At 61.4% G+C, this 22721-nt stretch carries 24 protein-coding genes; 13 read left to right on the forward strand and 11 right to left on the reverse strand.

The window, feature by feature from the left end:
- Positions 1–60: 60 nt before the first annotated feature.
- Positions 61–2154, reverse strand: a complete 2094-nt coding sequence (gene tkt / locus CXY72_RS18375) for a transketolase (protein WP_104129091.1) — start codon at positions 2152–2154, stop codon at positions 61–63.
- Between the two features lie 324 nt (positions 2155–2478).
- Here tkt and CXY72_RS18380 point away from each other — a divergent pair, with 324 nt between their 5' ends.
- Positions 2479–3396: a heme o synthase gene (locus CXY72_RS18380; protein WP_104129092.1), complete on the forward strand. Its 918-nt coding sequence runs from the start codon at positions 2479–2481 to the stop codon at positions 3394–3396.
- A gap of 26 nt (positions 3397–3422) precedes the next feature.
- Here the strand turns inward: CXY72_RS18380 and CXY72_RS18385 are convergent, their stop codons facing one another.
- Both CXY72_RS18385 and CXY72_RS18390 read right to left on the reverse strand, forming a co-directional pair.
- Positions 3423–4010: a hypothetical protein gene (locus CXY72_RS18385; RefSeq protein WP_146071230.1), complete on the reverse strand. Its 588-nt coding sequence runs from the start codon at positions 4008–4010 to the stop codon at positions 3423–3425.
- 122 nt (positions 4011–4132) lie between these two features.
- Positions 4133–5110, reverse strand: a complete 978-nt coding sequence (locus CXY72_RS18390; RefSeq protein ID WP_104129094.1) for a heme A synthase — start codon at positions 5108–5110, stop codon at positions 4133–4135.
- Between the two features lie 310 nt (positions 5111–5420).
- Between CXY72_RS18390 and sufB the strand changes: the two genes are divergently transcribed.
- The 8 genes from sufB (at position 5421) to CXY72_RS18430 (ending at position 13428) form a co-directional block, all read left to right on the forward strand.
- Entirely contained in the window at positions 5421–6839 is a 1419-nt protein-coding gene (sufB, locus tag CXY72_RS18395; protein WP_104129095.1) for a Fe-S cluster assembly protein SufB, read from the forward strand.
- Positions 6840–8087, forward strand: a complete 1248-nt coding sequence (gene sufD / locus CXY72_RS18400) for a Fe-S cluster assembly protein SufD (RefSeq protein WP_104129096.1) — start codon at positions 6840–6842, stop codon at positions 8085–8087. It abuts the gene before it with no gap.
- A gap of 2 nt (positions 8088–8089) precedes the next feature.
- Positions 8090–8416 (forward strand): non-heme iron oxygenase ferredoxin subunit, encoded by a 327-nt coding sequence (locus CXY72_RS18405; protein ID WP_104129097.1) that lies wholly within the window; start codon positions 8090–8092, stop codon positions 8414–8416.
- Positions 8417–8482: 66 nt separating this feature from the next.
- On the forward strand, positions 8483–9247 hold the full coding sequence (gene sufC, locus CXY72_RS18410) for a Fe-S cluster assembly ATPase SufC (protein ID WP_104129098.1): 765 nt from the start codon (positions 8483–8485) through the stop codon (positions 9245–9247).
- A 4-nt stretch (positions 9248–9251) separates the two neighbouring features.
- Entirely contained in the window at positions 9252–9581 is a 330-nt protein-coding gene (locus CXY72_RS18415) for a metal-sulfur cluster assembly factor (protein ID WP_104129099.1), read from the forward strand.
- A gap of 165 nt (positions 9582–9746) precedes the next feature.
- Positions 9747–10394 carry a TetR/AcrR family transcriptional regulator gene (locus CXY72_RS18420; RefSeq protein WP_158252631.1) on the forward strand — a complete coding sequence of 216 codons (648 nt, stop codon included), beginning with the start codon at positions 9747–9749 and terminating at the stop codon, positions 10392–10394.
- A 107-nt stretch (positions 10395–10501) separates the two neighbouring features.
- Complete coding sequence (locus tag CXY72_RS18425) at positions 10502–12100, forward strand: ABC-F family ATP-binding cassette domain-containing protein (protein ID WP_104129101.1); 1599 nt, start codon at positions 10502–10504, stop codon at positions 12098–12100.
- A gap of 53 nt (positions 12101–12153) precedes the next feature.
- On the forward strand, positions 12154–13428 hold the full coding sequence (locus CXY72_RS18430; protein ID WP_104129102.1) for a glycosyltransferase: 1275 nt from the start codon (positions 12154–12156) through the stop codon (positions 13426–13428).
- 13 nt (positions 13429–13441) lie between these two features.
- On the opposite strand, the gene CXY72_RS18435 is transcribed toward CXY72_RS18430, so the two are convergent.
- The 3 genes from CXY72_RS18435 to CXY72_RS18445 form a co-directional block, all read right to left on the reverse strand.
- Entirely contained in the window at positions 13442–14290 is an 849-nt protein-coding gene (locus CXY72_RS18435; protein WP_104129103.1) for an SURF1 family protein, read from the reverse strand.
- On the reverse strand, positions 14287–14469 hold the full coding sequence (locus tag CXY72_RS18440) for a hypothetical protein (RefSeq protein ID WP_370446282.1): 183 nt from the start codon (positions 14467–14469) through the stop codon (positions 14287–14289). Before CXY72_RS18440 ends, CXY72_RS18435 begins: the two co-directional genes overlap by 4 nt.
- A gap of 89 nt (positions 14470–14558) precedes the next feature.
- Positions 14559–14837 carry a DUF3099 domain-containing protein gene (locus CXY72_RS18445; RefSeq protein ID WP_104129105.1) on the reverse strand — a complete coding sequence of 93 codons (279 nt, stop codon included), beginning with the start codon at positions 14835–14837 and terminating at the stop codon, positions 14559–14561.
- A 168-nt stretch (positions 14838–15005) separates the two neighbouring features.
- On the opposite strand from CXY72_RS18445, the gene CXY72_RS18450 reads away from it, so the two are divergent.
- On the forward strand, positions 15006–15716 hold the full coding sequence (locus CXY72_RS18450) for a beta-ketoacyl-ACP reductase (protein ID WP_104129106.1): 711 nt from the start codon (positions 15006–15008) through the stop codon (positions 15714–15716).
- Positions 15717–15743: 27 nt separating this feature from the next.
- Here the strand turns inward: CXY72_RS18450 and serB are convergent, their stop codons facing one another.
- Entirely contained in the window at positions 15744–16397 is a 654-nt protein-coding gene (serB, locus tag CXY72_RS18455; RefSeq protein ID WP_233197936.1) for a phosphoserine phosphatase SerB, read from the reverse strand.
- Positions 16394–17638, reverse strand: a complete 1245-nt coding sequence (locus CXY72_RS18460; protein ID WP_104129107.1) for a glucose-1-phosphate adenylyltransferase — start codon at positions 17636–17638, stop codon at positions 16394–16396. Before CXY72_RS18460 ends, serB begins: the two co-directional genes overlap by 4 nt.
- A gap of 80 nt (positions 17639–17718) precedes the next feature.
- Here CXY72_RS18460 and glgA point away from each other — a divergent pair, with 80 nt between their 5' ends.
- The 3 genes from glgA to CXY72_RS18475 all read left to right on the forward strand — a co-directional run bounded on the left by glgA (position 17719) and on the right by CXY72_RS18475 (position 20213).
- Positions 17719–18900, forward strand: a complete 1182-nt coding sequence (gene glgA / locus CXY72_RS18465) for a glycogen synthase (RefSeq protein ID WP_104129108.1) — start codon at positions 17719–17721, stop codon at positions 18898–18900.
- 83 nt (positions 18901–18983) lie between these two features.
- A complete protein-coding gene (locus tag CXY72_RS18470) occupies positions 18984–19766 on the forward strand; it encodes an ABC transporter ATP-binding protein (protein WP_104129109.1) in 783 nt (260 codons plus the stop codon).
- A 195-nt stretch (positions 19767–19961) separates the two neighbouring features.
- Positions 19962–20213 (forward strand): type B 50S ribosomal protein L31, encoded by a 252-nt coding sequence (locus CXY72_RS18475; RefSeq protein WP_092107894.1) that lies wholly within the window; start codon positions 19962–19964, stop codon positions 20211–20213.
- A gap of 207 nt (positions 20214–20420) precedes the next feature.
- On the opposite strand, the gene CXY72_RS18480 is transcribed toward CXY72_RS18475, so the two are convergent.
- From CXY72_RS18480 to CXY72_RS18490, 3 genes are all read right to left on the reverse strand, one after another.
- Entirely contained in the window at positions 20421–21107 is a 687-nt protein-coding gene (locus tag CXY72_RS18480) for an exonuclease domain-containing protein (protein WP_104129110.1), read from the reverse strand.
- 92 nt (positions 21108–21199) lie between these two features.
- Complete coding sequence (locus tag CXY72_RS18485; protein ID WP_104129111.1) at positions 21200–21913, reverse strand: GAF and ANTAR domain-containing protein; 714 nt, start codon at positions 21911–21913, stop codon at positions 21200–21202.
- Between the two features lie 96 nt (positions 21914–22009).
- Positions 22010–22711, reverse strand: a complete 702-nt coding sequence (locus CXY72_RS18490) for a GAF and ANTAR domain-containing protein (protein ID WP_104129112.1) — start codon at positions 22709–22711, stop codon at positions 22010–22012.
- Between the last annotated feature and the right edge of the window lie 10 nt (positions 22712–22721).

The raw sequence follows: 22721 nt of genomic DNA on the forward strand, positions 1-22721 counted from the left end.
TCGTGCGGTGTGTGGAGAGGTTGGTGCAGTGCGTAGTTGGCCCCGTACTGGAGGGCAGCATCAGGCTGCGCTAATTGATTCCTTGGCGGCGGCAACTACAGCTTCGGTGGTGATGCCGAATTCGCGGAACAGAGTCTGGTAGTCAGCGGATGCCCCGAAGTGTTCGATCGAGATGCTGCGGCCCGCATCGCCGACGTAGCCACGCCAGGTCAGCGCCAGGCCGGCTTCAACGGACACCCGCGCCGTGATGGCGGCAGGCAGCACGGACTCGCGGTATTCGCTGCTTTGTTCTTCAAACCATTCGAGGCAGGGGGCGCTGACCACGCGCGCATGAATGCCCGAGGCGTCCAGCTCGGCGCGAGCGTCCACGGCGAGCTGCACTTCGGAGCCGGTAGCGATGAGGATCACGTCGGGGATTCCGCCGGCCGCTTCGGCCAGTACGTAGGCGCCGCGAGCGACATTTTTCGCCGAGGCGAAGATCTCCCCAGATGCTGCGCCTTCGCCGCGCTCGTAAACGGGAATGTTCTGGCGGGTCAGGGCGATTCCGGCCGGGCCGCCCCGCCGTTCCAGAATGGTCTTCCAGGCCCATGCGGTCTCGTTGGCGTCGCCGGGACGAACCACATCGAGACCCGGGATAGCCCGCAGGGTCGCGAGCTGTTCGACCGGCTGGTGCGTGGGACCATCCTCGCCGAGAGCGACTGAGTCGTGGGTCCAGACGAAGATCGACGGCGCCCGCATGAGCGCTGCCAATCGAACGGCCGGGCGCATGTAATCGCTGAAGATCAAAAAGGTGCCACCGAACGGGCGGGTGTTGCCGTGGAGCACGATGCCGTTGAGAATCGCGGCCATGGCATGCTCACGAATACCGAAGTGCAGCACGCGACCGTGCGGGTTACCGCTCCATTCGCCGGTCGAGTGCTCGCTCGGAATGAACGAGGCCGCACCGCCGATGGTGGTGTTGTTCGATTCGGCGAGGTCTGCCGAACCGCCCCAGAGTTCGGGGATGACGCCGCCGAGGGCGGTCAGTACTTTGCCGGATGCTGCACGGGTGGAGACCGCGGTGCCGGCTGGGAAGACCGGGAGTGCTGCGTCGACGCCGTCCGGCAGATCTCCGGAGCGCACTCGATCCAGCAGAAGCTTGCGCTCGGGGTTCAAAGCGGCCCAGGCATCGAACTGGACCGTCCACTCAGCATGCTGGGTCGCACCGCGTTCGAGGGCCAGCCGGGTGTGCGCGATGACTTCGGGGGCCACGTCGAAGGTCTTCTCCGGGTCGAAGCCGAGGACGGTCTTGACACCGGCGAGCTCTTCGGCGCCGAGGGCTGACCCGTGGATCTTGCCGGTGTTCTGCTTCTTCGGGCTCGGCCAGCCGATGATCGTCTTGAGGATGATCAGGCTGGGCTTGCCCGTTTCCTGTTGCGCAGCTTCAATGGCCGCATTCAGCTCGGCGACGTCTTCAACGTAGGAGCCGGTCTTCTTCCAATCCACCGTTTGCACGTGCCAGTCGTAGGCGGCGTATCGAGCAGCGACGTCTTCGGTGAAGGCAATGTTGGTGTCGTCTTCAATCGAGATCTGGTTGCTGTCGTAGATGGCGATGAGGTTGCCGAGCTGCTGGTGGCCGGCGAGAGAGGATGCCTCGCTCGTGATGCCTTCCTGCAAGTCACCATCGCCGGCGATGACATACACGAAGTGATCGAACGGGCTGTCGCCGGTGGCGGCATCCGGGTCGAACAGGCCACGCTCGAAGCGGGACGCGTAAGCGAAACCGACAGCGGATGCCAAGCCCTGGCCGAGTGGACCGGTGGTGATCTCGACGCCGTCGGTGTGGCCGTATTCCGGGTGGCCGGGAGTTTTGGAACCCCACGTGCGCAGGGCCTTGAGATCGTCGAGCTCGAGGCCGTAGCCGCCGAGGTAGAGCTGCACGTATTGGGTCAGCGAGCTGTGCCCGACCGAGAGGATGAACCGGTCGCGACCGATCCAGTCGTTGTCGGACGGATCGCGCCGCATGACTTTCTGAAACAGAAGATATGCGGCTGGAGCGAGGCTTATCGCCGTGCCGGGATGCCCATTCCCAACTTTCTCAACGGCATCGGCCGCCAGAATGCGTGCGGTATCGACCGCCTGATTGTCAACGGAATTCCATTGGAAAGCTGCCACGTCACGTAACCCTTCATTGAAGCGAAGGCGGGTTGGGCTCAACCCATCCTTTTATAGTTGTGCAAGCGTCGGCAGCCTTCTTGCAGGACGGACCCGCACGCTGGTCACGCGGGACTGCAAGCAAAATATCAACCCCGGCGAGTTGGCCTGCTAGATGCTGCCATCTCCCACCCGGGGGCTCGCCGATCTGCTGATTCACTGTGGGGAGCCTTTTAAGTATACGCATCGAAGACGCCGGGCGGTCGATCTGACGTGACCAGTCATTTGCAGTCACGAGCCACCGGGTGACCTAGAATTAGATAACTGCCTAGCATTCGAGGATTTATGGACGTCGCACTTCAGAGCATCGAGAGAACTCCACGTACGCTGAAGCGCACCCTCACGGCTTATATTTCGCTGACTAAACCGCGAGTTGTCGAGTTGCTCCTGGTAGTCACGGCGCCCACGATGCTGCTTGCCGAGCGGGGAATGCCAAGCCTCTGGCTCATCCTGGCGACGCTCGTCGGGGGGTCGCTCAGCGCGGGATCCGCTGGTGCATTCAACTGCTATCTCGACCGTGACATCGACCGTCTCATGAAGAGGACTAAAAATCGTCCCCTGGTCACCGGAGAACTCAGCGACCGGGAAGCGTTGATCTTTGCCTGGGCCCTGGGCGCAGCATCCATTTTGTGGCTCGGACTGCTGACCAACTGGCTGGCGGCCGCGCTGTCCTTCGGCGCGATTGTGCTCTACGTCGTCTTCTACACGATCATTCTCAAGCGTCGTACGCCCCAGAACATCGTTTGGGGCGGTGTAGCTGGTTGTATGCCCGTCCTCATCGGTTGGGCGGCTGTGACCGGAGACCTGTCCTGGCCGCCGGTTATTCTGTTCATGATTATCTTCCTGTGGACACCGCCGCATTACTGGCCGTTGTCCATGAAATACCGCAGCGACTACCTGGCTGCCGGCGTTCCCATGCTCGCTGTCGTGCGTGGTCGTGCGCAGGTGGGCCTTCAGGTCATTCTGTATGCGTGGGCAACCGTCGCCTGCTCGCTACTGTTGATTCCGATCGCCGACATGGGCGTCCTCTACACCTGTGTCGCCCTCGTCACAGGCGGCTGGTTCATCTACGAAACGCACCGGCTGTACAGCCTCGCGATTCGGCACGAGCACGTGTCACCGATGCGCGTCTTCCATGGCTCGATCGCTTACCTGACATTGCTGTTCGTAGCCGTCGGAGTGGATCCGCTGCTTCCGTTCTAAGCTCTGCGCGCCGGCCTCGGTCGAGGTTAGACCCGACGAGACAGCCGGTTGTCGATCTTGGCAACGTCGGCCGAATGGATGACAACGGTCACCACTCGGCCGGCCAAAGCCATGCCCGTGGCGGTGAAGTCCGAGGCCGTCACCGTGATAGCGGGTAAGGCAGTATCGTCGACGATCAGGTTGGACCGGTGGGCGAGCGCGAGTTCGATTTCGGACTGCTGTTGAGTGTGCCGGTCGGCCCACAATTGCGAACCGAATTCGTAGGGGTTTTTGGCGTAGTTCATCACGACATACTGCAGGTGTTGGTCAAGGGCATCGCGGATCGGATCGCCGCCGCGATTGGTGGAACCGGGCACGTCCGTGAAGACGAATCCGCGCAGTTCGGCGATGCCGACCGGACCGGCTGGAGAATCTTCGAACCAGAAATTACCAGACGGGTCGGCTAGCCAGTAATGTGCCTGAGCTTCCAGCGTATGGCCGTGGTTGCCGTACCAGCTCCATCCGCGTTCCTGGAGGCGTGGCTGATTTACGAAACCGAATATCGCAGGACCGAACAGGGCGAGACGCGCCGCGTCGTCTGGCGGCTTCGATTTGGCTCCCGGTACGAGATGCATGTTCTGAGAATACACCGGCGGCCACCGCCGGGGGAGAGTCACGCGGCAGTTTTCCGGCGGTAGGGACTGCCCTAACACCGGGCTGCGACATCAACGATAGGTCATCCGGGGGAGACCGCAGGTTATCCGCGGCGGCTGCTGACCTCGTTCGTGTTGGCCAATTCAGTTGCGTCGGGCGTTATGCCGATCGGAGCCTTGAGGTTCAGCACAACGGCGGTCATCGTTGCGGCCAGGACGCAGGCCAGTACCATGTGCAGGCCCACGAGAACGGGCGGCAGGCCGAGGTTGGCCTGCAACAGGCCAATAACGATCTGCAGAAGCTCGATGAGCAGTAGCGTGACGATGAATGAACGAACCCGCAGCTTGATCCGAACGGATGCCACGAGGAGCAGAATCGTCAAGACCAGCGTGGCGTAGCCCGGCCAGGCGTGCAGGTGCTCCAGCAATTCAGCCTTGAAGCCCGTGCGTCCCGCGGCAGCATCACCCGAATGCGGTCCGGAGGCGGTGGTCAGCACGCCCATCATCACGGTCAGTGCCACGACGAAGCTGGTGGCGTGGGCCAGCCCGGCGACGCCGACCGGAACGATCAGGGCACGCGGCCCCGGTGCGAGATAGACCCGGTGCACGAGCACGGTCGCCAGGCAGACCATGATGAGCGACACCGTGAAGTGGAAGCCAACGATAAATGGGTTGAGACCGGTCCACACGGTGATGCCGCCTACGAATGCCTGCGCGAGAACACCACCGACGAGGATCACGGCGAGGGCGAACAGGTCTTTGCGCTCCCGACGTAGACGCCAGAGCAAAACGACAGCGGCGATCGCGATGATTCCGATGAGCCCGGTCATCAAACGGTTGCCAAACTCAATGACACCGTGAAGGCCCATCTCCTCCGTCGGCACGAGCGAACCGACGACGCAGTTTGGCCATGTCGGGCAGCCGAGTCCGGAGCCGGTGAGGCGCACGGCGCCGCCGGTACCGACAATCACTATCTCGGACACCAGGGACAGCCAGGCAACAACCCGAATACGTGCGTCAATAGCGCTGGGTAACCATTGGTATATGGAATTCACCGGTTCTGCTCCCACTGTCTTACTCATGATCGCGTGCTTTCTGATTGTGCCCTGTGCAAATGTGAATCAACCGGCAAGCACGCGTATCCTGCCGATCAACCTGTAGAATTGGTATTTCCATGGAGAACTCTCATACGGTCACAGTGACTGCACGAGGTCAACCGGAATCGAATAGTGGCCGATTGGGCACTAGCGACTCGGGTTCGATTTGGCTCTATGGACATTCTAGGTACGCAACGTAGCTGTCCACACAACCCGTTCCCCGTGGTCTCCACTGAGGTCGCCCGGGAATCACCGGACTAATATCCGGGTTGTGCTGGGTAGAGAAGAGGTAAATATGTCGGATGTCCTGCTCGACCGTCCTGACCTTGAGGGGATTGGCACCTACGAATTCGGGTGGGCCGATTCAGACAAGGCCGGTGCATCCGCGCGCCGTGGCATTTCTCCCGAGGTCGTCACAGACATCTCGAACCTGAAATCCGAGCCGGATTGGATGCTGCAGCGTCGGCTGAAAGCCCTACAGCTGTTTGAACGCAAGCCCATGCCCACTTGGGGCGCCGATCTTTCCGAGATCGACTTCGACAACATCAAGTATTTCGTGCGGTCTACCGAGAAGCAGGCCCAAACCTGGGAAGACCTGCCCGACGACATCAAGAACACCTACGAGAAGCTGGGAATCCCCGAAGCCGAGCGCCAACGCCTCGTCTCCGGTGTGGCAGCCCAGTACGAGTCCGAAGTGGTCTACCACCAGATCAACGAAGAACTTGCAGCGCAGGGCGTCATCTTCATGGACACCGACACGGCGCTCAAGGAACACCCCGAGTTCTTCGAAGAGTACTTCGGTACCATCATCCCTTCTGGCGACAACAAATTCGCTGCGCTCAACACGGCCGTGTGGTCTGGCGGATCCTTCGTCTACGTGCCGCCCGGCGTGCACGTCGAGATTCCGTTGCAGGCCTATTTCCGCATCAACACGGAGAACATGGGCCAGTTCGAGCGCACGCTCATCATCGCCGACGAGGGCAGCTACGTGCACTACATCGAGGGCTGCACCGCCCCGATCTACAAGTCTGACTCGCTGCACTCCGCCGTGGTCGAGATCGTCGTGAAGAAGAACGCTCGCGTTCGCTACACGACCATCCAGAACTGGTCGAACAACGTCTACAACCTCGTCACCAAGCGGGCCACGGCTGGCGAAGGCGCCACGATGGAATGGATCGATGGAAACATCGGCTCCAAGGTCACCATGAAGTACCCGTCCATCTACCTGATGGGCGAGCACGCCAAGGGCGAAACCCTCTCCGTGGCCTTCGCCGGCCCCGGACAGCACCAGGATGCCGGCGCCAAGATGATCCACATGGCTCCGTACACGCAGTCCTCGATCGTCTCCAAGTCCATCGCTCGCGGTGGCGGGCGCAGCGGGTACCGGGGCGAGGTTCGAGTGGATGCCTCGGCACACCACTCCGCCAACACCGTGCGCTGTGACGCACTGCTGGTGGACACCCAGTCGCGGTCCGACACCTACCCGTCTATCGACATTCGGGTGGACGACGTGCAGCTCGGCCACGAAGCCACCGTCTCCCGTGTCAGCGAAGAACAGTTGTTCTACCTGATGAGTCGCGGTATGCCCGAAGACGAGGCCATGGCCATGATCGTTCGCGGATTCATCGAACCAATCGCTCGGGAGCTCCCGATGGAGTACGCCCTTGAACTCAACAAGCTCATTGAAATGGGCATGGAAGGATCCGTCGGCTAAATGTCCGCCGCTTCAGCGCTTTCGAAGAGCGCTTCAAAAACTGTGCCCGCACCATCCAAGCCGGCTGCCGATTCGTCGACCCTTCCGCCCGGCCAGCATGGAATCAAAGAACACTCCGACGGGCGTTTCGGTTATGTGCCGGTGCAAACCCGCTCTGACCGCTTCAAAAGCGTCAACGTGGCCGACTTCGAGGCCGTCACCGGCCGTGAAGCCGTGTGGAAGCACTCACCCGTCGCGAAATTCACCGACCTCACTGCCGGTGACCTCGATGGCTCCCGCTACCCGGTCGAGTCGACTCCGTCAGCGGACATCTCCGTCGAATGGGTACCGAGAACGGATGCCCGGATCGGGACTGCCGGTCTGCCCGAAGAGCGTGCCGCCGCCAGTGCCTGGTCGGTGTTCGACGACGCCCTCGCCATTACGGTGAGTGGTGAAGAAGCCAAGGAAATCGTGGTCACCCGGTCGGGACTCGGCAACAACGCCCGCGGCGCCCATACGATCATCGAAGCCAAGCCGTTCAGCCAGGCCACGGTCATCCTGGAGAATACGGGCGACGCCCGGCTCACCGAGAATCTCGAGATCATTCTCGGCGAGTCCGCAAACCTCACCGTTGTCTCACTGCAGGAATGGGACGACTCCGCGGTGCACCTCGCCAACCATTTCGCATCCGTCGGACGTGACGCCCGCCTCAAGCACGTCGTTGTCTCGCTCGGCGGCAGTATCGTACGGGTGAACCCGTCGGTGCGCCTGGCCGGAACCGGTTCGGATACCCTGCTCCTCGGACTGTACTTCGCGGATGCCGGCCAGCACCTGGAACAGCAGGTGTACGTCTTCCATGACGCCCCGAAGAGCCGTAGCCGCGTGAACTACAAGGGAGCACTGCAGGGCCAGGATGCTCGCACGGTCTGGATTGGCGATGTGCTGATCGGCAACAGGGCTGCCGGCACCGACAGCTACGAACAGAACCGCAACCTTGTGCTCACCGAGGGTACCCGAGCCGATTCCATCCCCAACCTGGAGATTGAAACCGGCGACATCGTCGGGGCCGGTCACGCCAGCGCAACCGGACGGTTCGACGACGAGCAGCTGTTCTACCTTCAGGCTCGCGGCATCACCGAGGAAGAAGCGCGGCGACTGGTCGTGCGCGGATTCCTCACCGAGGTCGTGCAGCAGATTGGTTCCCCCGAACTTGAAGCTCGGTTGCAACTCGCAATCGAAGCCGAACTTATTGGAACGGACGACAAGTAAGCATGACCGCAACGAAGATCTGCGCTCTCGATGAGCTCGAAGTGAACCAGGCCATCAAGGTCGAAATCGATGGGGTCGCCATCGCCCTCGTGCGTGACGCCGCTGGCGATGTTTTCGCCATCGGAGACACGTGCACGCACGGCGATATCTCGCTATCCGAGGGATTCGTGGAGGGCCAGACTCTCGAGTGCTGGGCCCATGGTTCGATGTTCTCCCTCACCACCGGAAAGCCGCTGTCCCTGCCGGCCTACGATCCGGTCCCGGTTTACAACGTCGAGCTCATTGACGGTTTCGTCTTCGTCGATCCTTCCGTCACTGTCGCGGTCTGAGTCTGTCTCACGCACCAACCGTCCCACCAGCCATTCAAGCCAAATTCAGAAGGGAATAAGACATTCATGTCTGTTCTTGAGATCAAAGACCTGCACGTCAGCGTCGAGACCGACCAAGGCACCAAGCAGATTCTGCGCGGCGTCGACCTCACTATCAATGAAGGCGAAATTCACGCCATCATGGGCCCGAACGGTTCGGGCAAGTCCACCCTGGCGTACACGATCGCTGGCCACCCGAAATATCACGTCGAGAGCGGTTCTATTTTGCTCGACGGCGCCGAGGTGCTCAAAATGACCGTGGATGCCCGTGCGCGCGCCGGCCTGTTCCTTGCCATGCAGTACCCCGTCGAGATTCCCGGTGTGACCGTCACCAACTTCCTCCGTACGGCCAAGACTGCCATCGAGGGTGAAGCCCCGCCAATCCGCACGTGGATCAAGGACGTGCGTCAGGCCATGACCGACCTGCGCATGGACAAGGCTTTTGCCGAGCGCAACGTCAATGAAGGCTTTTCCGGCGGTGAGAAAAAGCGTAACGAGATTCTCCAGCTCGAACTGCTCAAGCCCAAGTTCGCCGTGCTCGATGAGACCGACTCCGGTCTCGACGTTGATGCACTCAAGATCGTGTCGGAAGGTGTCAACCGCGCCAAGGCCAACACCGGCCTTGGATTGCTGCTCATCACGCACTACACGCGTATCCTGCGCTACATCCACCCGGACTTCGTGCATGTCTTCGTCAATGGCCGTATCGCCGAACAAGGCGGCCCTGAGCTCGCTGACCGCCTCGAAGACGAAGGCTACGATCGCTTTCTCGTGCCGTCGAACGTAGGCTGAACTTATGGTTTCAACATTGAGTCCGGCGCGCTTCGATGAAATCGAAGAGGCTCTCAAAGACGTCATGGACCCGGAACTCGGCATCAATGTCGTCGACCTCGGGCTCATTTACGACCTCGGCTGGGACGATGAAAACAATGCGCTCATCATCCATATGACCCTCACCTCCGCCGGCTGCCCGCTGACCGATGTGCTCGAGGAGCAGACGGCTGAGGCTTTGGATGGTGTCGTTGACCAGTTCCGCATCAACTGGGTCTGGATGCCGCCGTGGGGTCCCGAAAAGATCACCGACGACGGTCGCGACATGATGCGTGCCCTCGGCTTCGCAATGTAACTCCTGCTCGAATTGAAAGCCCCGTCTGCATCAGCAGGCGGGGCTTTTTCGTGCCTGCCCTTCGCGTTGCCTGTCGTTCGCGTTGCCTGTCGCTCGTGGTGCCTGCCCTGCAACCACCTACGAGTAGATGTATGTTCCACTGATTAGATTGCTATGCTAAATTACATGGATAGCGGGGAAAATGGCGTGGTCCGGCGGCGGGCTGCCCAGGCGGCGAGCACGCGGGCTGAGATCGTAATGGCGGCAGGAAAGTTGATGCTCGAGCGCGGGTATGTCGGCACATCGGTGTCGGCAATCGCGGGGGAGGCTGGCGTGGTGGTGCAGACCATCTACAACTCGGTGGGGTCGAAGGCCGAGCTATTGGCGGCGGTGCTCGATCGAGTCGCTGCAGAACCGGGGGCGCCGGCACTGTTATCCGGGGCCACCCGGGAACGCATTGCCGCGGCGCGCACGGCAACCGAGGTCATTCGGATTGTGGCTCGATCGAGCGCGCTGGTGAATGAGCGCACGTCGGGAATCTTGCGCATTGTCAGCGAAGCGGCCGTGGTCGATCCCGATGTGGGGGAATTCGAGCAGAAGCGTGACGCGGCCCGGCTGCACGGCTTTGGTGAGGTGGCAACTGCACTGCGGGAGAAGCGGGGCCTGCGCGCAGGCCTGATCTATAGCGGGGGTCTGAGCGACCATGAAGCAGCGGCGGCGATGTGGGCGCTGGCCCATCCGCACACCTTCCGCACCCTTGTCCTGTCCCTGGGATGGTCGACCGAAGCGTACCTGAACTGGCTCGAAAAATCGCTTCTGGCCGCCTTGCTCTAGGCGCCCATGTGCCGAGCACAGCCTGAAGGCAAATATACTAGTGAGTTGGACCGCTTTGGCCCACCCACACCTCACATCCGTAAACACACCTCGAATGGACTATTGCTGTGCTCAACGTGCAAGATCTCGAAATCCGCGTTGGAGCCCGCGTGCTCATGGAGGGCGTCAACTTCCGCGTCGCGAGCGGCGACAAGATCGGCCTCGTCGGTCGTAACGGAGCGGGCAAGACGACGCTCACGAAGACGCTCGCGGGGGAGACCAACCCGACCAAGGGTTCGATCAGCCATTCCGGTGAAATTGGCTACCTGCCCCAGGACCCTCGTGCGGGTGACCCGACCATGCTCGCCCGCACCCGCATTCTGGACGCGCGCGGCCTCGGGACCATTGCCCTCGGCATGCAGGAGTCCAGCTTGGCCATGGCAGACCCTGATCCCAAGGTCAGCGCCGCGGCCATGAAAAAGTATGGTCGCCTCACGGACGAGTTCAACGGTTTGGGCGGTTATTCCGCTGAGGCTGAAGCTGCATCGATCGCTAGCAACTTGAAACTGCCCGACCATATCCTCGACCAGGCACTCAGTACGCTCTCCGGTGGTCAACGTCGCCGCATCGAACTGGCCCGTATCTTGTTCTCGGCCGCCGAAATGATGATTCTCGACGAACCCACCAACCACCTCGACGCCGACTCGGTGGCCTGGCTACGCGAGTTTGTCAAGAACTACAAGGGCGGCTGCATCATCATCAGCCACGACATCGAGCTCGTCGGAGAGACGGTCAATCGCGTCTTCTACCTCGATGCGAACCGCATGATGATCGACATTTACAACATGAACTGGAAGAACTACCTGCTGCAGCGTACGGCGGATGCCGACCGTCGTAAGAAGGAACGCTCCAACGCCGAGAAAAAGGCCTCCACCCTGCAGCTGCAGGCTGCCAGGTTCGGCGCTAAGGCCAGCAAGGCCGCCGCCGCCCACCAGATGGTTGCTCGAGCCGAGAAGCTTCTGTCCGGGCTCGACGCCGTGCGCGCCGTGGAACGCGTCGCCAAGTTGCGTTTCCCCGAGCCGGCACCGTGTGGTCGAACCCCACTGATGGCCAAGGACCTGTCCAAGAGCTACGGTTCCCTGGAAATCTTCACCGCCGTCGACCTGGCGATCGACCGCGGGTCCAAGGTTGTCATCCTCGGCCTCAACGGGGCCGGAAAGACCACCCTCCTGCGCATGCTCGCCGGTGTCGACGAGTCTGACACCGGCTCGATCGAACCCGGGCACGGCCTACGGATCGGCTACTACGCGCAGGAACATGAAACGATCGACGTCACGCGCAGCGTGCTTGAGAACATGGTGTCCTCCTCACCCAGCATCACCGAGATGGAAGCCCGGCGGGTACTTGGCTCGTTCCTGTTCACCGGCGACGACTCCAACAAACCGGCCGGTGTGCTCTCCGGCGGCGAGAAGACCCGTCTTGCCCTGGCCATGATCGTCGTCTCCGGCGCCAACGTGCTGCTTCTGGACGAGCCGACTAACAACCTCGACCCGGCCAGCCGCGAGGAAATTCTTGATGCTCTTGCGCACTACGCCGGTGCTGTCGTACTCGTGAGCCATGATGAGGGCGCAGTGCAGGCCCTCAATCCGGAGCGCGTGTTGATCATGCCCGAGGGTACGGAAGACCACTGGAACAAGGATTACCTCGACCTCATCGAGCTGTCCTAACCGATTCTCTTATTCGGCGTAGCCTCATCGGATCCGATTCACAGGAAGGGTGTGTGTTGACGCTCAAAAAATCACTGCGCATCGCGCTGGTATGTCTGCACACTTCACCGGGTGCTGATCCCGGTGCCGGCGATGCTGGCGGTATGAACGTCGTCGTACGACATCAAGCCGAAGCTCTTGCAGGTCTCGGTCACTCCGTGACCATTCTGACCCGCCGTTCGGCGGCTAATCAGCCGACTACGACGCAGCTCGTACCCGGTGTGACCCTGGAGTTTCTTGACGCCGGCCCGGCGACTGCACTGCACAAGGGCGACCACGAACATTGGATCGAGGAGTTTTCGACCCAGCTGGCGGCGCGACCGCCCTGGGACATTATCCACTCGCATCACTGGTTTTCCGGCATGGCCGCCTTGCCTGTGGCCAGGAAGTGGGGCGTACCGCACGTACAAAGCTTCCACAGCATCGCTGCCCACGATTTAACGCCGCTCTCAGCCGGGGAACGTGCCGAATCGCCGGGACGGATGCTCGGCGAGGCGTGGCTGGCGCGTGAATCGGATTCACTCGTCGCGATCAGTGCGTCCGAAGCGGCGACGATCACTGGTCGACTGGGCGGTCCCGTGCACCGCACGGTCGTCGTGCCGCCCGGTGTCGACAGCAGCATGTTCTCACCGATCGTGCCGCGTGATTTGGCGGCACCAGTCGATGACCGTGGCTACGTTCTCGTCGCCGCGCGTCTGCAACCACTCAAAGGCATCGACCTGGCCATTGCAGCCGTCGCGGCCGTGCCGGCCGTCATTCGTCCGACTCTCCTGGTCGCCGGCGCAGCTTCGGCCGACTACGACGGCTACGTTGACGAATTGCGGGCGATCGCCGAGCGGGTCGGGTTCGCTGATCAGCTGGGGCTGATCGGTCCACAATCCCGGGTTGATATGACCGCCCTGTTTCGGGGCGCCCGGCTCGTGCTCGTGCCGTCTCACTCAGAAACCTACGGGCTCGTTGCTCTTGAAGCTGCCGCGAGCGGTGTGCCCGTCATCGCCGCCGCATCCGGCGGCCTCCGTGAAGCCGTAACTGACGGGGTGACCGGCCTGGTGCTGGAGTCGCGTGAACCACTGGTGTGGGCCGATGCGATCACTCATCTACTGAACGATCCACGGCGGGCGCGGCAGCTATCGTTAGCGGCGCGGGAGCACGCACTCGGCCTGAAATGGACCCGGTCGGCCGCGTCCCTGCTCGAGGTCTACCGTGGACTGCTCGCGCTCGGCGCCCACGGGGAAAAACTACGTCAGGGTTCGAACGAAAGCCCACGGCAGCGCCGCGACGTCGCCTGACGTTTCTTTTGACTTAGGTCAGTTGGTGGTCGAGCAGCGCATCTTCAATTTCTGCGTCGTCGCGCGGTTTTGCGGCCCGCTTGCGGGCACGCTCATCGGCGCGAGCGCGCTCTTCTGGATCTTCGGCATTCACGCTGCGGTATTCCTCGCGCAGGGCCCAGCCGAGGCCGATGAAGGCGAGCAGACCGAACACAAACCACTGAAAGGCGTACGAGAGGTGGGGGCCCTCATCGCGGATCGGTTTGACCACAGCGATCGGGCGTTTCTCGTTCGGCGCGGGACTTTCCGAGTCCATGAGGCCGTATGCTCCGGTGTAGGTCGGCGCGTTGAGCCGCTCGGCGATAGAGGTGAGGTTGATCGTTGCCACTTGGTTACCGCTCGCCGTGCGACCGGGGAGGTCGGGTTCGGTAGCTTTGAGCCGAGCTACGACGGTGACGGTTCCGCTCGGCGGTGCCGGGACGGTGTCGGGAGCATCCTGCTCCTGGCCGGTCGGCAGCCAACCGCGGTTGACGATGAAAATCGTGCCATCGGAAAGCCGTAGCGGCGTCAGCACCTCAAAGCCCGGGTTGACGTTGAGGGGGCGGTTGCGCGCGAGCATTTCCTCGTCTATGAGGTAGGTGCCGGTGAGCTTCACCGGCATCCATTTCTGGGAGTCGTCGAAGGACGTCAGGTCGGGGAGCGCTTCGACGACGGGAACAGGGCTCGAGTCAAAGTTGGATTCAATCTTGAACAGCTCGGTGAGGGCTTCATCACGACGGGCGAGTTGCCAGACGCCGAGTCCGGAACACACCGCGGCGAAGAGAATGGCGAGTACCAGATACCCTGCCCAGCGCCGACTGAAGGCGAACTGCCAGCCCGTCATTGCGCATCTCCAGCGCGCTCTGGCCCGACGAGCGCAAGCGGGCTCACGGCGAGCGGAAAATCACGGGCGGTGAGAAATTCACGCAGGTAGTCGACATGGTCGTCGCAGGCCAACCAGGTTTTGACGCGGTCAGTCGAGTGGATGCGCGGGTTGCGCCAATCCAGACGCCACTGACCCACATTTCGGCAGTCTGCGCGTGAGCAGGTTGACGTGTGCATGGGCGCGCCCAGTCCGATCATCGGACCGAACCGAGCGGCCGCGCGGTCAATTACCGAACCTCGTCGTCGGTGTTGCGGAACGTCGCGACGGTACCGGGCCGTAAAACTTCGGCTCCGCGCGGCGCGACCTGCACGTTCGCAACCACGACCGCGAAGTAGGGAAGCACGATCGCACCGATGGCGCAGAGGAGAAGCCACCAACCCTGCACAAACAGCATCAGCACAATGCACACGATACGAATACCCATCGCAATGGAGTACTTGATCATCCGGTTGCGTCGTTCAACCTCCGGAGAGGCGGGGAGCGAAGTGATCGACTGCTGCTTCATGGGTCCGTCGGGTTCGTCATCGGGTTAGTCAGCGGGGAATAGTCCACTGCTACCAGCCTACGACTGTGTGGCGTGATTCTTGCACGCCTTAAACTTGAATCTGCCGGGTATTTTGTAAAAGTCTTTACCGGCAGCCCACAGCTGAGTGAACAACAGAAGAGGAACTTTATGACAACGGCTCGAACAGTGCTCGTTACCGGCGGTAACCGCGGCATCGGTTTTGCCATCGCGGAGGAATTTCTCGCCCAGGGCCATCGCGTTGCTGTGACTTCGCGGTCTGGACACGGACCGGCCGGTAGCCTCACCGTGCGCGCCGACGTGACCGACGCCGCGTCGATCGACGCCGCGTATACCGAGATTGAGGCGACATACGGTCCGGTTGAGGTCGTCGTTGCGAACGCCGGAATCACCCGCGACACCCTGCTCATGCGCATGTCCGATGATGATTTCACGTCGGTGATCGACACGAACCTTAACGGGGCCTTCCGCGTGGTCAAAAGGGCGAGCAAAGGCATGCTCAAAGCCCGTTTCGGTCGTATCGTGTTGATTTCCAGCGTGGTCGGACTGTATGGGTCACCGGGACAGGTGAATTATTCGGCATCGAAGAGTGGACTGATCGGCCTGGCCCGCTCGATCACACGCGAGCTCGGTGCTCGCGGCATTACCGCCAACGTCATCGCTCCAGGTTTTATCGAAACCGACATGACCGCTGCTCTTCCCGAAAAGCAGCAGGCAGACTACAAGCGCAACATCCCAGCCGGCCGTTTTGCCACTCCATTAGAAGTTGCTCGCGCTGTCACGTGGCTGGCCAGTGACGACGCCGGCTACATTTCCGGTGCCGTTATTCCCGTCGATGGCGGCCTGGGAATGGGCCACTGAACAAGCAGCCGGGAGGCACGCACCTCGTCAGCCGCGCAGGCCAAGCAACGGCAGCACCTGGCTGAGGTCGCAGCGGTCGATCACGAGGTCGGCCGCACGCTTGACCTGTGGCTTGGCGTTGAACGCGACGGCGAGGCCGGCGGCATCCATCATGCGCAGGTCGTTGGCGCCATCGCCGACTGCGACCGTCTGCGACTGGGCGATACGTTCCTGAGCCGCCCATTCGCGTAGGGCGACTGCTTTGGCCTCGGCGTCGATGATCGGTCCGAGGACCCGCCCGGTCAGGCGGCCGGCTTCGACTTCAAGTCGGTTGGCCCGCCAATGGTCGACTTTGAGGTCGGCTGCGAGGGGATCGAGCAATTCGTGAAAGCCGCCGGACACGACGCCCACGAGGCCCCCGGCGGCATGAATGCCGGCAATGAGCTCCTCCACCCCCTCGGTCGGGCGGATGCGCTGCCCCACCTCGGTGAAAACGGAGTCGGGCAGTCCCGCCAGAGTCAAAACTCGCTCGCGCAGGCTGTCGGCGAAATCAAGTTCACCGCGCATGGCGCGCTCGGTCACGTTGGCGACGAGATCTCGCGAGCCGGCGGCATCCGCCAGCAGCTCGATCACTTCATCCTGAATCAAAGTCGAGTCTGCATCGAGCACGACCAGAAAGCGTGGTGCAGTTGCGAGGATCACGGAGTAACGAACACCCCCTTACCGACGACGGTGATACCGGATTCGGTCACACTGAAACCGCGCGCGAGGTCGCGATCACGATCGACACCGACCATGGCGCCAGCCGTGACGATGACTTCCTTGTCGAGAATGGCACGACGCACGATCGCATTGGGCCGAATCTGTACCCGGTCAAACACGATCGAGTCGATGACTTCGCAGGCCGACCCGATCGAGGTCCAAGGTCCCAGAACGCTGCGCTCGATGTGGGCGCCGGAAATGACGCAACCCAGCGACACAATGGAGTCGATCATGGTGCCGAGAGCTCCCTTGCCGTCGCGCACGAATTTAGCCGGCGGCGAGTTCAACTGCATGCTGAATATCGGCCATTCGTGGTTGTACAGGTTGAACACGGGCAGCGCCGAAATAAGATCCTGGTGGGCCTCGAAGAACGAGTCGATCGTTCCCACATCGCGCCAGTAGTACCGATCGCGATCGGTTGATCCCGGCACCACATTGCGCTGGAGGTCGTATACACCGACTTCGCCGCGGGAGACAAAATCGGGAATGATGTCACCGCCCATGTCGTGGCTCGAATCGGTACGCTCACCATCGCGCAGCACCGCCTCGATCAGAGCGTCGGTGTTGAAGACGTAATTACCCATCGATGCGAACACCTCATGGGGGGCGTCGGCAAGCCCGACGGCATCCTTGGGCTTCTCACGAAAATCGGAGATCCGCTCAGGTGTGGCGGTATCCACTTCAATGACGCCAAACTGGTCGGCCAAGCCGATAGGCTGGCGAATCGCGGCGACCGTGGCCGACAGGCCGGAGGCGATGTGTGCGTCGATCATCTGGCTGAAATCCATGCGATAGACGTGGTCGGCACCCACGACGACAACGATGTCGGGTTTCTCGTCATGAATGAGATTCAGGCTCTGCAAAATCGCGTCAGCCGAGCCGCTGAACCAACGCTTGCCGAGACGCTGCTGAGCGGGCACGGAGGCGATGTACGAGTTGGACAATCCACCGGACATATGCCAAGTCTGAGAGACGTGACGGTCGAGACTATGTGATTTGTATTGGGTCAACACAACGACCTGGGTGAGGCCCGAATTGATCAGGTTGGACAGGGCGAAATCCACCAAGCGGTAATGCCCCCCAAAGGGGACCGCTGGCTTGGCCCGGTCCTCGGTCAGCGGCATCAGCCGTTTTCCCTCACCGCCGGCGAGCACGATTCCAAAGATTTTCGTGGCTTTCATGTGTACAGAGTAGGGCCAACCGTGCATCTCGAGTTGCACGGCGGGATGTGGGTCGGGTTTGGCTGCGCTACCTTTGCTCCATGCGAGTGGATCTGATGACCAAGGAATACCCTCCGGAGATCTATGGGGGAGCGGGCGTTCACGTAATGGAGCTCGTGCGAGCACTTCGCGAAGATATTGACGTGTCGGTGCGGTGCTTCGGTGCACCCCGCACGGACACCGATACCTTTGCCTATGACGTTCCGGCACAGCTGGTCAGCGCCAACGCTACCCTGGGTACCCTCGGCGTTGACCTGCAGATGGCTCAAGACGCCGCTGGCGCCGATCTGGTGCACTCGCACACCTGGTATGCCAATGTGGCCGGCCACCTCGCGCAGATGCTGCATGGAATTCCGCACGTCGTCACGGCCCACAGCCTCGAACCCCTGCGACCGTGGAAGGCCGAGCAGCTCGGTGGCGGCTACCGCGTCTCCAGCTGGATCGAGAAAACGGCCTTTGAAGCAGCAGATGCCGTGATCGCCGTCAGCGACGGCATGCGGCGCGACATTCTGCGCAGCTACCCGGCACTTGATGAGAGCCGAGTGCACACCGTGTACAACGGCATCGATCTTGACCGCTGGAAACCCAGACTGGACGCTGACGTCGTCCGGGAGCTGGGAATCGACCCTGAGCGGCCGTCCGTCGTCTTTGTCGGTCGCATCACCCGGCAAAAAGGCCTGCCGTACCTGCTACGCGCCGCCGCGTTGCTGCCGTCAGAGGTGCAGCTCGTACTGTGTGCCGGTGCGCCGGACACTCCAAAAATCCTGGCGGAAGTGACCGCTGGCGTCGAGGCATTGCAGCGGGAACGGTCGGGGGTCGTCTGGATCAACCGACTTCTCGCCCAACCAGAGCTCGCCGCGGTACTTACGCACGGCACCGTCTTTGTGTGCCCGTCTATTTACGAACCGCTGGGAATTGTCAACCTCGAGGCAATGGCCTGTGGGTTGGCAGTTGTCGGGACCGCTACCGGTGGTATCCCCGAAGTCGTCGCCGACGGTCAAACCGGACGTCTGGTGCCGATTGAGCAACTCACCGACGGTACGGGCACCCCGGTGAATCCCGATCAATTCGTCGCTGACCTCGCCCGCATCCTGACCGAGGTGGTGAGCGATCCGACTCGAGCGGCTGAAATGGGGCGCGCTGGTCGTCTGCGCGCCGAACACGAGTTCGGCTGGAGTCAAATCGCCACCCGCACCCGGGAGATCTATGCGTCTCTACTGTGACCCACCCCGTGGGTGGTGCCGCTCTCAGTCTTAGGGCGAGCCCAGCGTATTTGTGTGTCGGCGCCGCCCGATAACATGGCTATATGGTCAACGTTTTGCATTTCACCGACGTCTCGGTCGTCCGGGGTGGCACTACCATCCTCGACTCAGTGAATTGGAGCGTCGACGACGATCAGCGGTGGGTCATCCTGGGCCCGAACGGGGCCGGCAAGACCACGCTGTTACAGATTGCTGCAGCTTTCATGCATCCGTCGGCCGGTCAGGCCGAGGTGCTCGACGAGACGCTGGGCGGAACGGATGTCTTTGAGCTGCGGCCCCGAATCGGGTTTGCCTCGACGGCCATGGCACGGAAGGTTCCCGCCAAAGAGAAGGTCCTCGACGTAGTCATGACCGCGGCCTATTCGGTAACCGGCCGGTGGAATGAAGAATACGAGACTATCGATGAACGACGTGCCCAGCGCGTTTTGCAGGAATGGAGTCTCGATCATCTTGCCGAGCGCGAATTCGGCACCCTGAGCGATGGAGAACAGAAGCGGGTTCAGATCGCCCGCTCAGTCATGACCGACCCGGAAATTCTCTTGCTCGACGAACCTGCTGCGAGCCTCGACCTCGGCGCCCGGGAAGCGCTTTTGCAGCTTCTGAGCGGCTTCGCTCAGGAACCCAACTCACCGGCCATCATCATGGTCACCCACCACGTTGAAGAGATTCCATTGGGATTCACCCACGTGTTATTACTGTCCGGTGGCAAGGTCGTCTCGGCCGGGCCGATTGGTACGGCACTCACCGGGTCGGCTCTGAGCGAAGCGTTCGGCTTGAATATCGAACTCATCGAGAACGACGGCCGCTTCGCGGCGCGCGCTGTCTAAACAGAACGCCGCGACACGACGACGTCAAGTCCGAGGCTCTCTTACTGAAAGTAAGGTCTGCTAGGGTGAAGGGCTGGCCATCAGGCCAACCAGCTCGTCGTCGTCCTGTGAGTATGCGTCGAGTGGTGCCCAACAATCGAACAGCACTGTGACCAGTTACAAGTCTGTTCACCAGAAGTGCAAAAGGAAATCTTCATGAAGTCTGATATTCATCCCGAGTACGCTGCCGTCGTGTTTCGCGATCTCGCCTCCGGTGCGACCTTCCTGACCCGGTCGACGGTCTCGAGCAAGAAGACCATCGAGTGGGAAGACGGAACCACGTACCCGGTCATCGACGTGGAAATCTCCTCCGAATCGCACCCGTTCTACACGGGTAAACAGCGCATCATGGACTCCGCCGGCCGCGTCGAAAAGTTCAACTCGCGCTACAAAGGCTTCGGCAAATAACACCGGGTTTATTGCGAACTCGCACGCTCGGAACAAAAAAGCGACCAGCTTCTGCTGGTCGCTTTTTTTGTTTGGGATCCGAGTTGAATGCTGGGGCCAGTTCAGCGATTTCGGCTTGAGCAATTTCTCTGTTCCGCAACTACCCGGTCAGCAACTACCCAGTCCGCAACTACCCAGGCACCAACTACCTGAGCAACGCCGTCTGAATCAACGCTGGGGCCAGGCGGTGTCGGCCAGAAACTCGGGATCGCGGGCGCGCCGCATGTACTCCTGAAAGCTTTCGGCCTGTTGGCGATACCAGGTGACCTGCAGAGAATGCATCTCGTCGAGAGTGGTTGGTAGAGCATCTTCGTGCGCGCGATGGATCGCTTGAGCGACACGCCCGGCGGCGATCGCATCGGCTCCGGCATCGTGCGCATCTTCCAGGCTGACTCCGTAGAACGCGCTCGTGACCTCGAGGGTGCGCTTGCCCTTTCGATACTTATCGACGGCTTTGTCGATGACGAGAGGATCAACGACCGGGCGGGGGGAGATCAGGGGAACGATACCATAGCGCAGGGCTTCGCGGTCGAGCAAGGTGAGGTCGTAGGGAGCGTTGTAGGCCACAATCGGCAGGCCGTCGCTCAGATGACCACGGAGCGCACCGACGATCTCGGCCACAGCCTCGGCTGCCATGCGGCCGTGCTCCACGGCATGTTCTGTTGTGATGCCGTGCACGGTGGTGGCGCCAGCCGGAATCTCGATCCCCGGATCAACCAGCCAATCAATGCGCTCCACCGCCGTACCGCTGGCGTCGATGACGGCGACAGTGGCCGACACGATACGACACGTTTCTACATCGATGCCGGTAGTTTCAAGGTCGAATACGGCGAGGTGATCGCTCCAAGTGCTCATACTTCCAGCCTAGGGGCGACCGCCGACACGTTCCGCAGCACTAACTGGTGCTCTGGTTGGGCGTGCCGGGGAACGTGGGTCCCAGAGTGAATTTAGAGGTGCACACTTCGATTGATGACGTTTTCAGCACTTTCGCGCATGGTGTGATTATTCGCCCGAGCATCCGCTCGCAGTCGTTTGAAGGCTTCGTCCATGTTGACCATGCTCACCTGGGCGATGACTCCCTTGGCCTGTTCGATCAGAATGCGACTGTTCAGTGCGCGCTGCAACTGTTCGTTGACGACGGCATCTTCATGCACGGTACGTTCCTGCAAAATACTGATCGTTGCGACATCGGCCAGGGCCTGGCCGATCACGGCGTCTTCGGGGGTGACGTCACCGGTGTCAGAGCGAAACAGGTTGAGCGCCCCGATCGCCCGATGGCGCACCCGCATTGGAATGGCATGCACTGAGTGAAATCCCTGAGACAACGCAGCGGCTGCAAAATCTGGGTAGGTGTCCTGACATGCTGCGATGTCGCCCAGAGTGACGACTGTGCCCGTGAGATAGCAGTCCACACACGGACCCGCGCCAGCCTGCTGTTGCAGAACCTCAACAAGGTAGCTCTCTTCGCTCGTCGAAGCCACGACCTGGAGTTCCCCGCTCGGGTCGGCCAGCAGCAGACGAGCCGCCGTGGCGTCGAGCACCTCGACGCACGACTCCACCAGAGTATGAAGTACGTCGAGAACGTCATATTCGCCCACGAGAGTGTCCGTCAACTTCATGAAGGCGGCGCTCACCAGTGAGGCGCGAGCCAGGGTGATCATGGAAGGAGTCTAGAACTTTTACTGACGATATGTCAGCTGTCCCGAGTAAATGTCTCCCGAGTCGATTCACATCGAATCAAGTTGCAGCGACGTATTTCACGGGCCTTCGGTGTCCGGGCTGAATTGCAGGCGCCGAGCAACTACGTCGCCTGCGATGGCGCGCACTGTTTTGCCGTGGGAGAAGGCGTGCGCGCGTAGCAGCAGCAGGGCATCCGTCGGTGTGACGTTCATCTGCACCAACACCATCCCGGTCGCCTGATGAATTTCCCGGCGTGACAGTGGGGACTCCGCGGCTGCTTGAGACGTCAACGACGTTTCGCCGGTAGCGGCCTCCTGCAATCGAAGCAGATGGTCGAGCAGGTTCCAAGCGGTCTCGGTGGCTAGTACCAACGCTTTTGCGCGGTCCGCGCGATCAAGCGCTCCGGTGGTTGTGCTGTACAGCTCGACGATACCGACATTGAGCGCGCCGAGCGTCAGCGGGAATACGAAGAGCGCTTTGACCGAAGTGTCCATCAGCGCCATGTGGAAGACCGGCCACAACGGATGCTCCACCTCTTGCACCCGAGGTTCCAAAACGGGAAGTCGCGTGCGGGCCGCTTCCCAACGCGGTCCCTCGCCAAGATCGAACTGCAGTTCGTCGAGCCGAGCGGCGAGGCGATCGGTGGCACAGACGACCGCCTCGGGTACCGCACCGACGAAAACCGAAACGGCGGCGCCGTTCACGGGTAAGGCCTCAAGAAAATGGGCGCACAAGGCAGCGTTCTCGACACCGTCTTCGGTACTGGTCCATTGAGCCACGACCGGCCTC

It is taken from the genome of Cryobacterium sp. Y57, assembly GCF_002929505.1.
Taxonomy (GTDB): domain Bacteria; phylum Actinomycetota; class Actinomycetes; order Actinomycetales; family Microbacteriaceae; genus Cryobacterium.

Coding starts and splice junctions, on each gene's coding strand:
- CXY72_RS18380 (WP_104129092.1), top strand. CDS start 2,479: ATGGACGTCGCACTTCAGAGCATCGAGAGAACTCCACGTACGCTGAAG.
- CXY72_RS18385 (WP_146071230.1), bottom strand. CDS start 4,010: ATGCATCTCGTACCGGGAGCCAAATCGAAGCCGCCAGACGACGCGGCG.
- CXY72_RS18390 (WP_104129094.1), bottom strand. CDS start 5,110: ATGAGTAAGACAGTGGGAGCAGAACCGGTGAATTCCATATACCAATGG.
- sufB (WP_104129095.1), top strand. CDS start 5,421: ATGTCGGATGTCCTGCTCGACCGTCCTGACCTTGAGGGGATTGGCACC.
- sufD (WP_104129096.1), top strand. CDS start 6,840: ATGTCCGCCGCTTCAGCGCTTTCGAAGAGCGCTTCAAAAACTGTGCCC.
- CXY72_RS18405 (WP_104129097.1), top strand. CDS start 8,090: ATGACCGCAACGAAGATCTGCGCTCTCGATGAGCTCGAAGTGAACCAG.
- sufC (WP_104129098.1), top strand. CDS start 8,483: ATGTCTGTTCTTGAGATCAAAGACCTGCACGTCAGCGTCGAGACCGAC.
- CXY72_RS18415 (WP_104129099.1), top strand. CDS start 9,252: ATGGTTTCAACATTGAGTCCGGCGCGCTTCGATGAAATCGAAGAGGCT.
- CXY72_RS18420 (WP_158252631.1), top strand. CDS start 9,747: ATGGATAGCGGGGAAAATGGCGTGGTCCGGCGGCGGGCTGCCCAGGCG.
- CXY72_RS18435 (WP_104129103.1), bottom strand. CDS start 14,290: ATGACGGGCTGGCAGTTCGCCTTCAGTCGGCGCTGGGCAGGGTATCTG.
- CXY72_RS18445 (WP_104129105.1), bottom strand. CDS start 14,837: ATGAAGCAGCAGTCGATCACTTCGCTCCCCGCCTCTCCGGAGGTTGAA.
- CXY72_RS18450 (WP_104129106.1), top strand. CDS start 15,006: ATGACAACGGCTCGAACAGTGCTCGTTACCGGCGGTAACCGCGGCATC.
- CXY72_RS18460 (WP_104129107.1), bottom strand. CDS start 17,638: ATGAAAGCCACGAAAATCTTTGGAATCGTGCTCGCCGGCGGTGAGGGA.
- glgA (WP_104129108.1), top strand. CDS start 17,719: ATGCGAGTGGATCTGATGACCAAGGAATACCCTCCGGAGATCTATGGG.
- CXY72_RS18470 (WP_104129109.1), top strand. CDS start 18,984: ATGGTCAACGTTTTGCATTTCACCGACGTCTCGGTCGTCCGGGGTGGC.
- CXY72_RS18475 (WP_092107894.1), top strand. CDS start 19,962: ATGAAGTCTGATATTCATCCCGAGTACGCTGCCGTCGTGTTTCGCGAT.
- CXY72_RS18480 (WP_104129110.1), bottom strand. CDS start 21,107: ATGAGCACTTGGAGCGATCACCTCGCCGTATTCGACCTTGAAACTACC.
- CXY72_RS18485 (WP_104129111.1), bottom strand. CDS start 21,913: ATGATCACCCTGGCTCGCGCCTCACTGGTGAGCGCCGCCTTCATGAAG.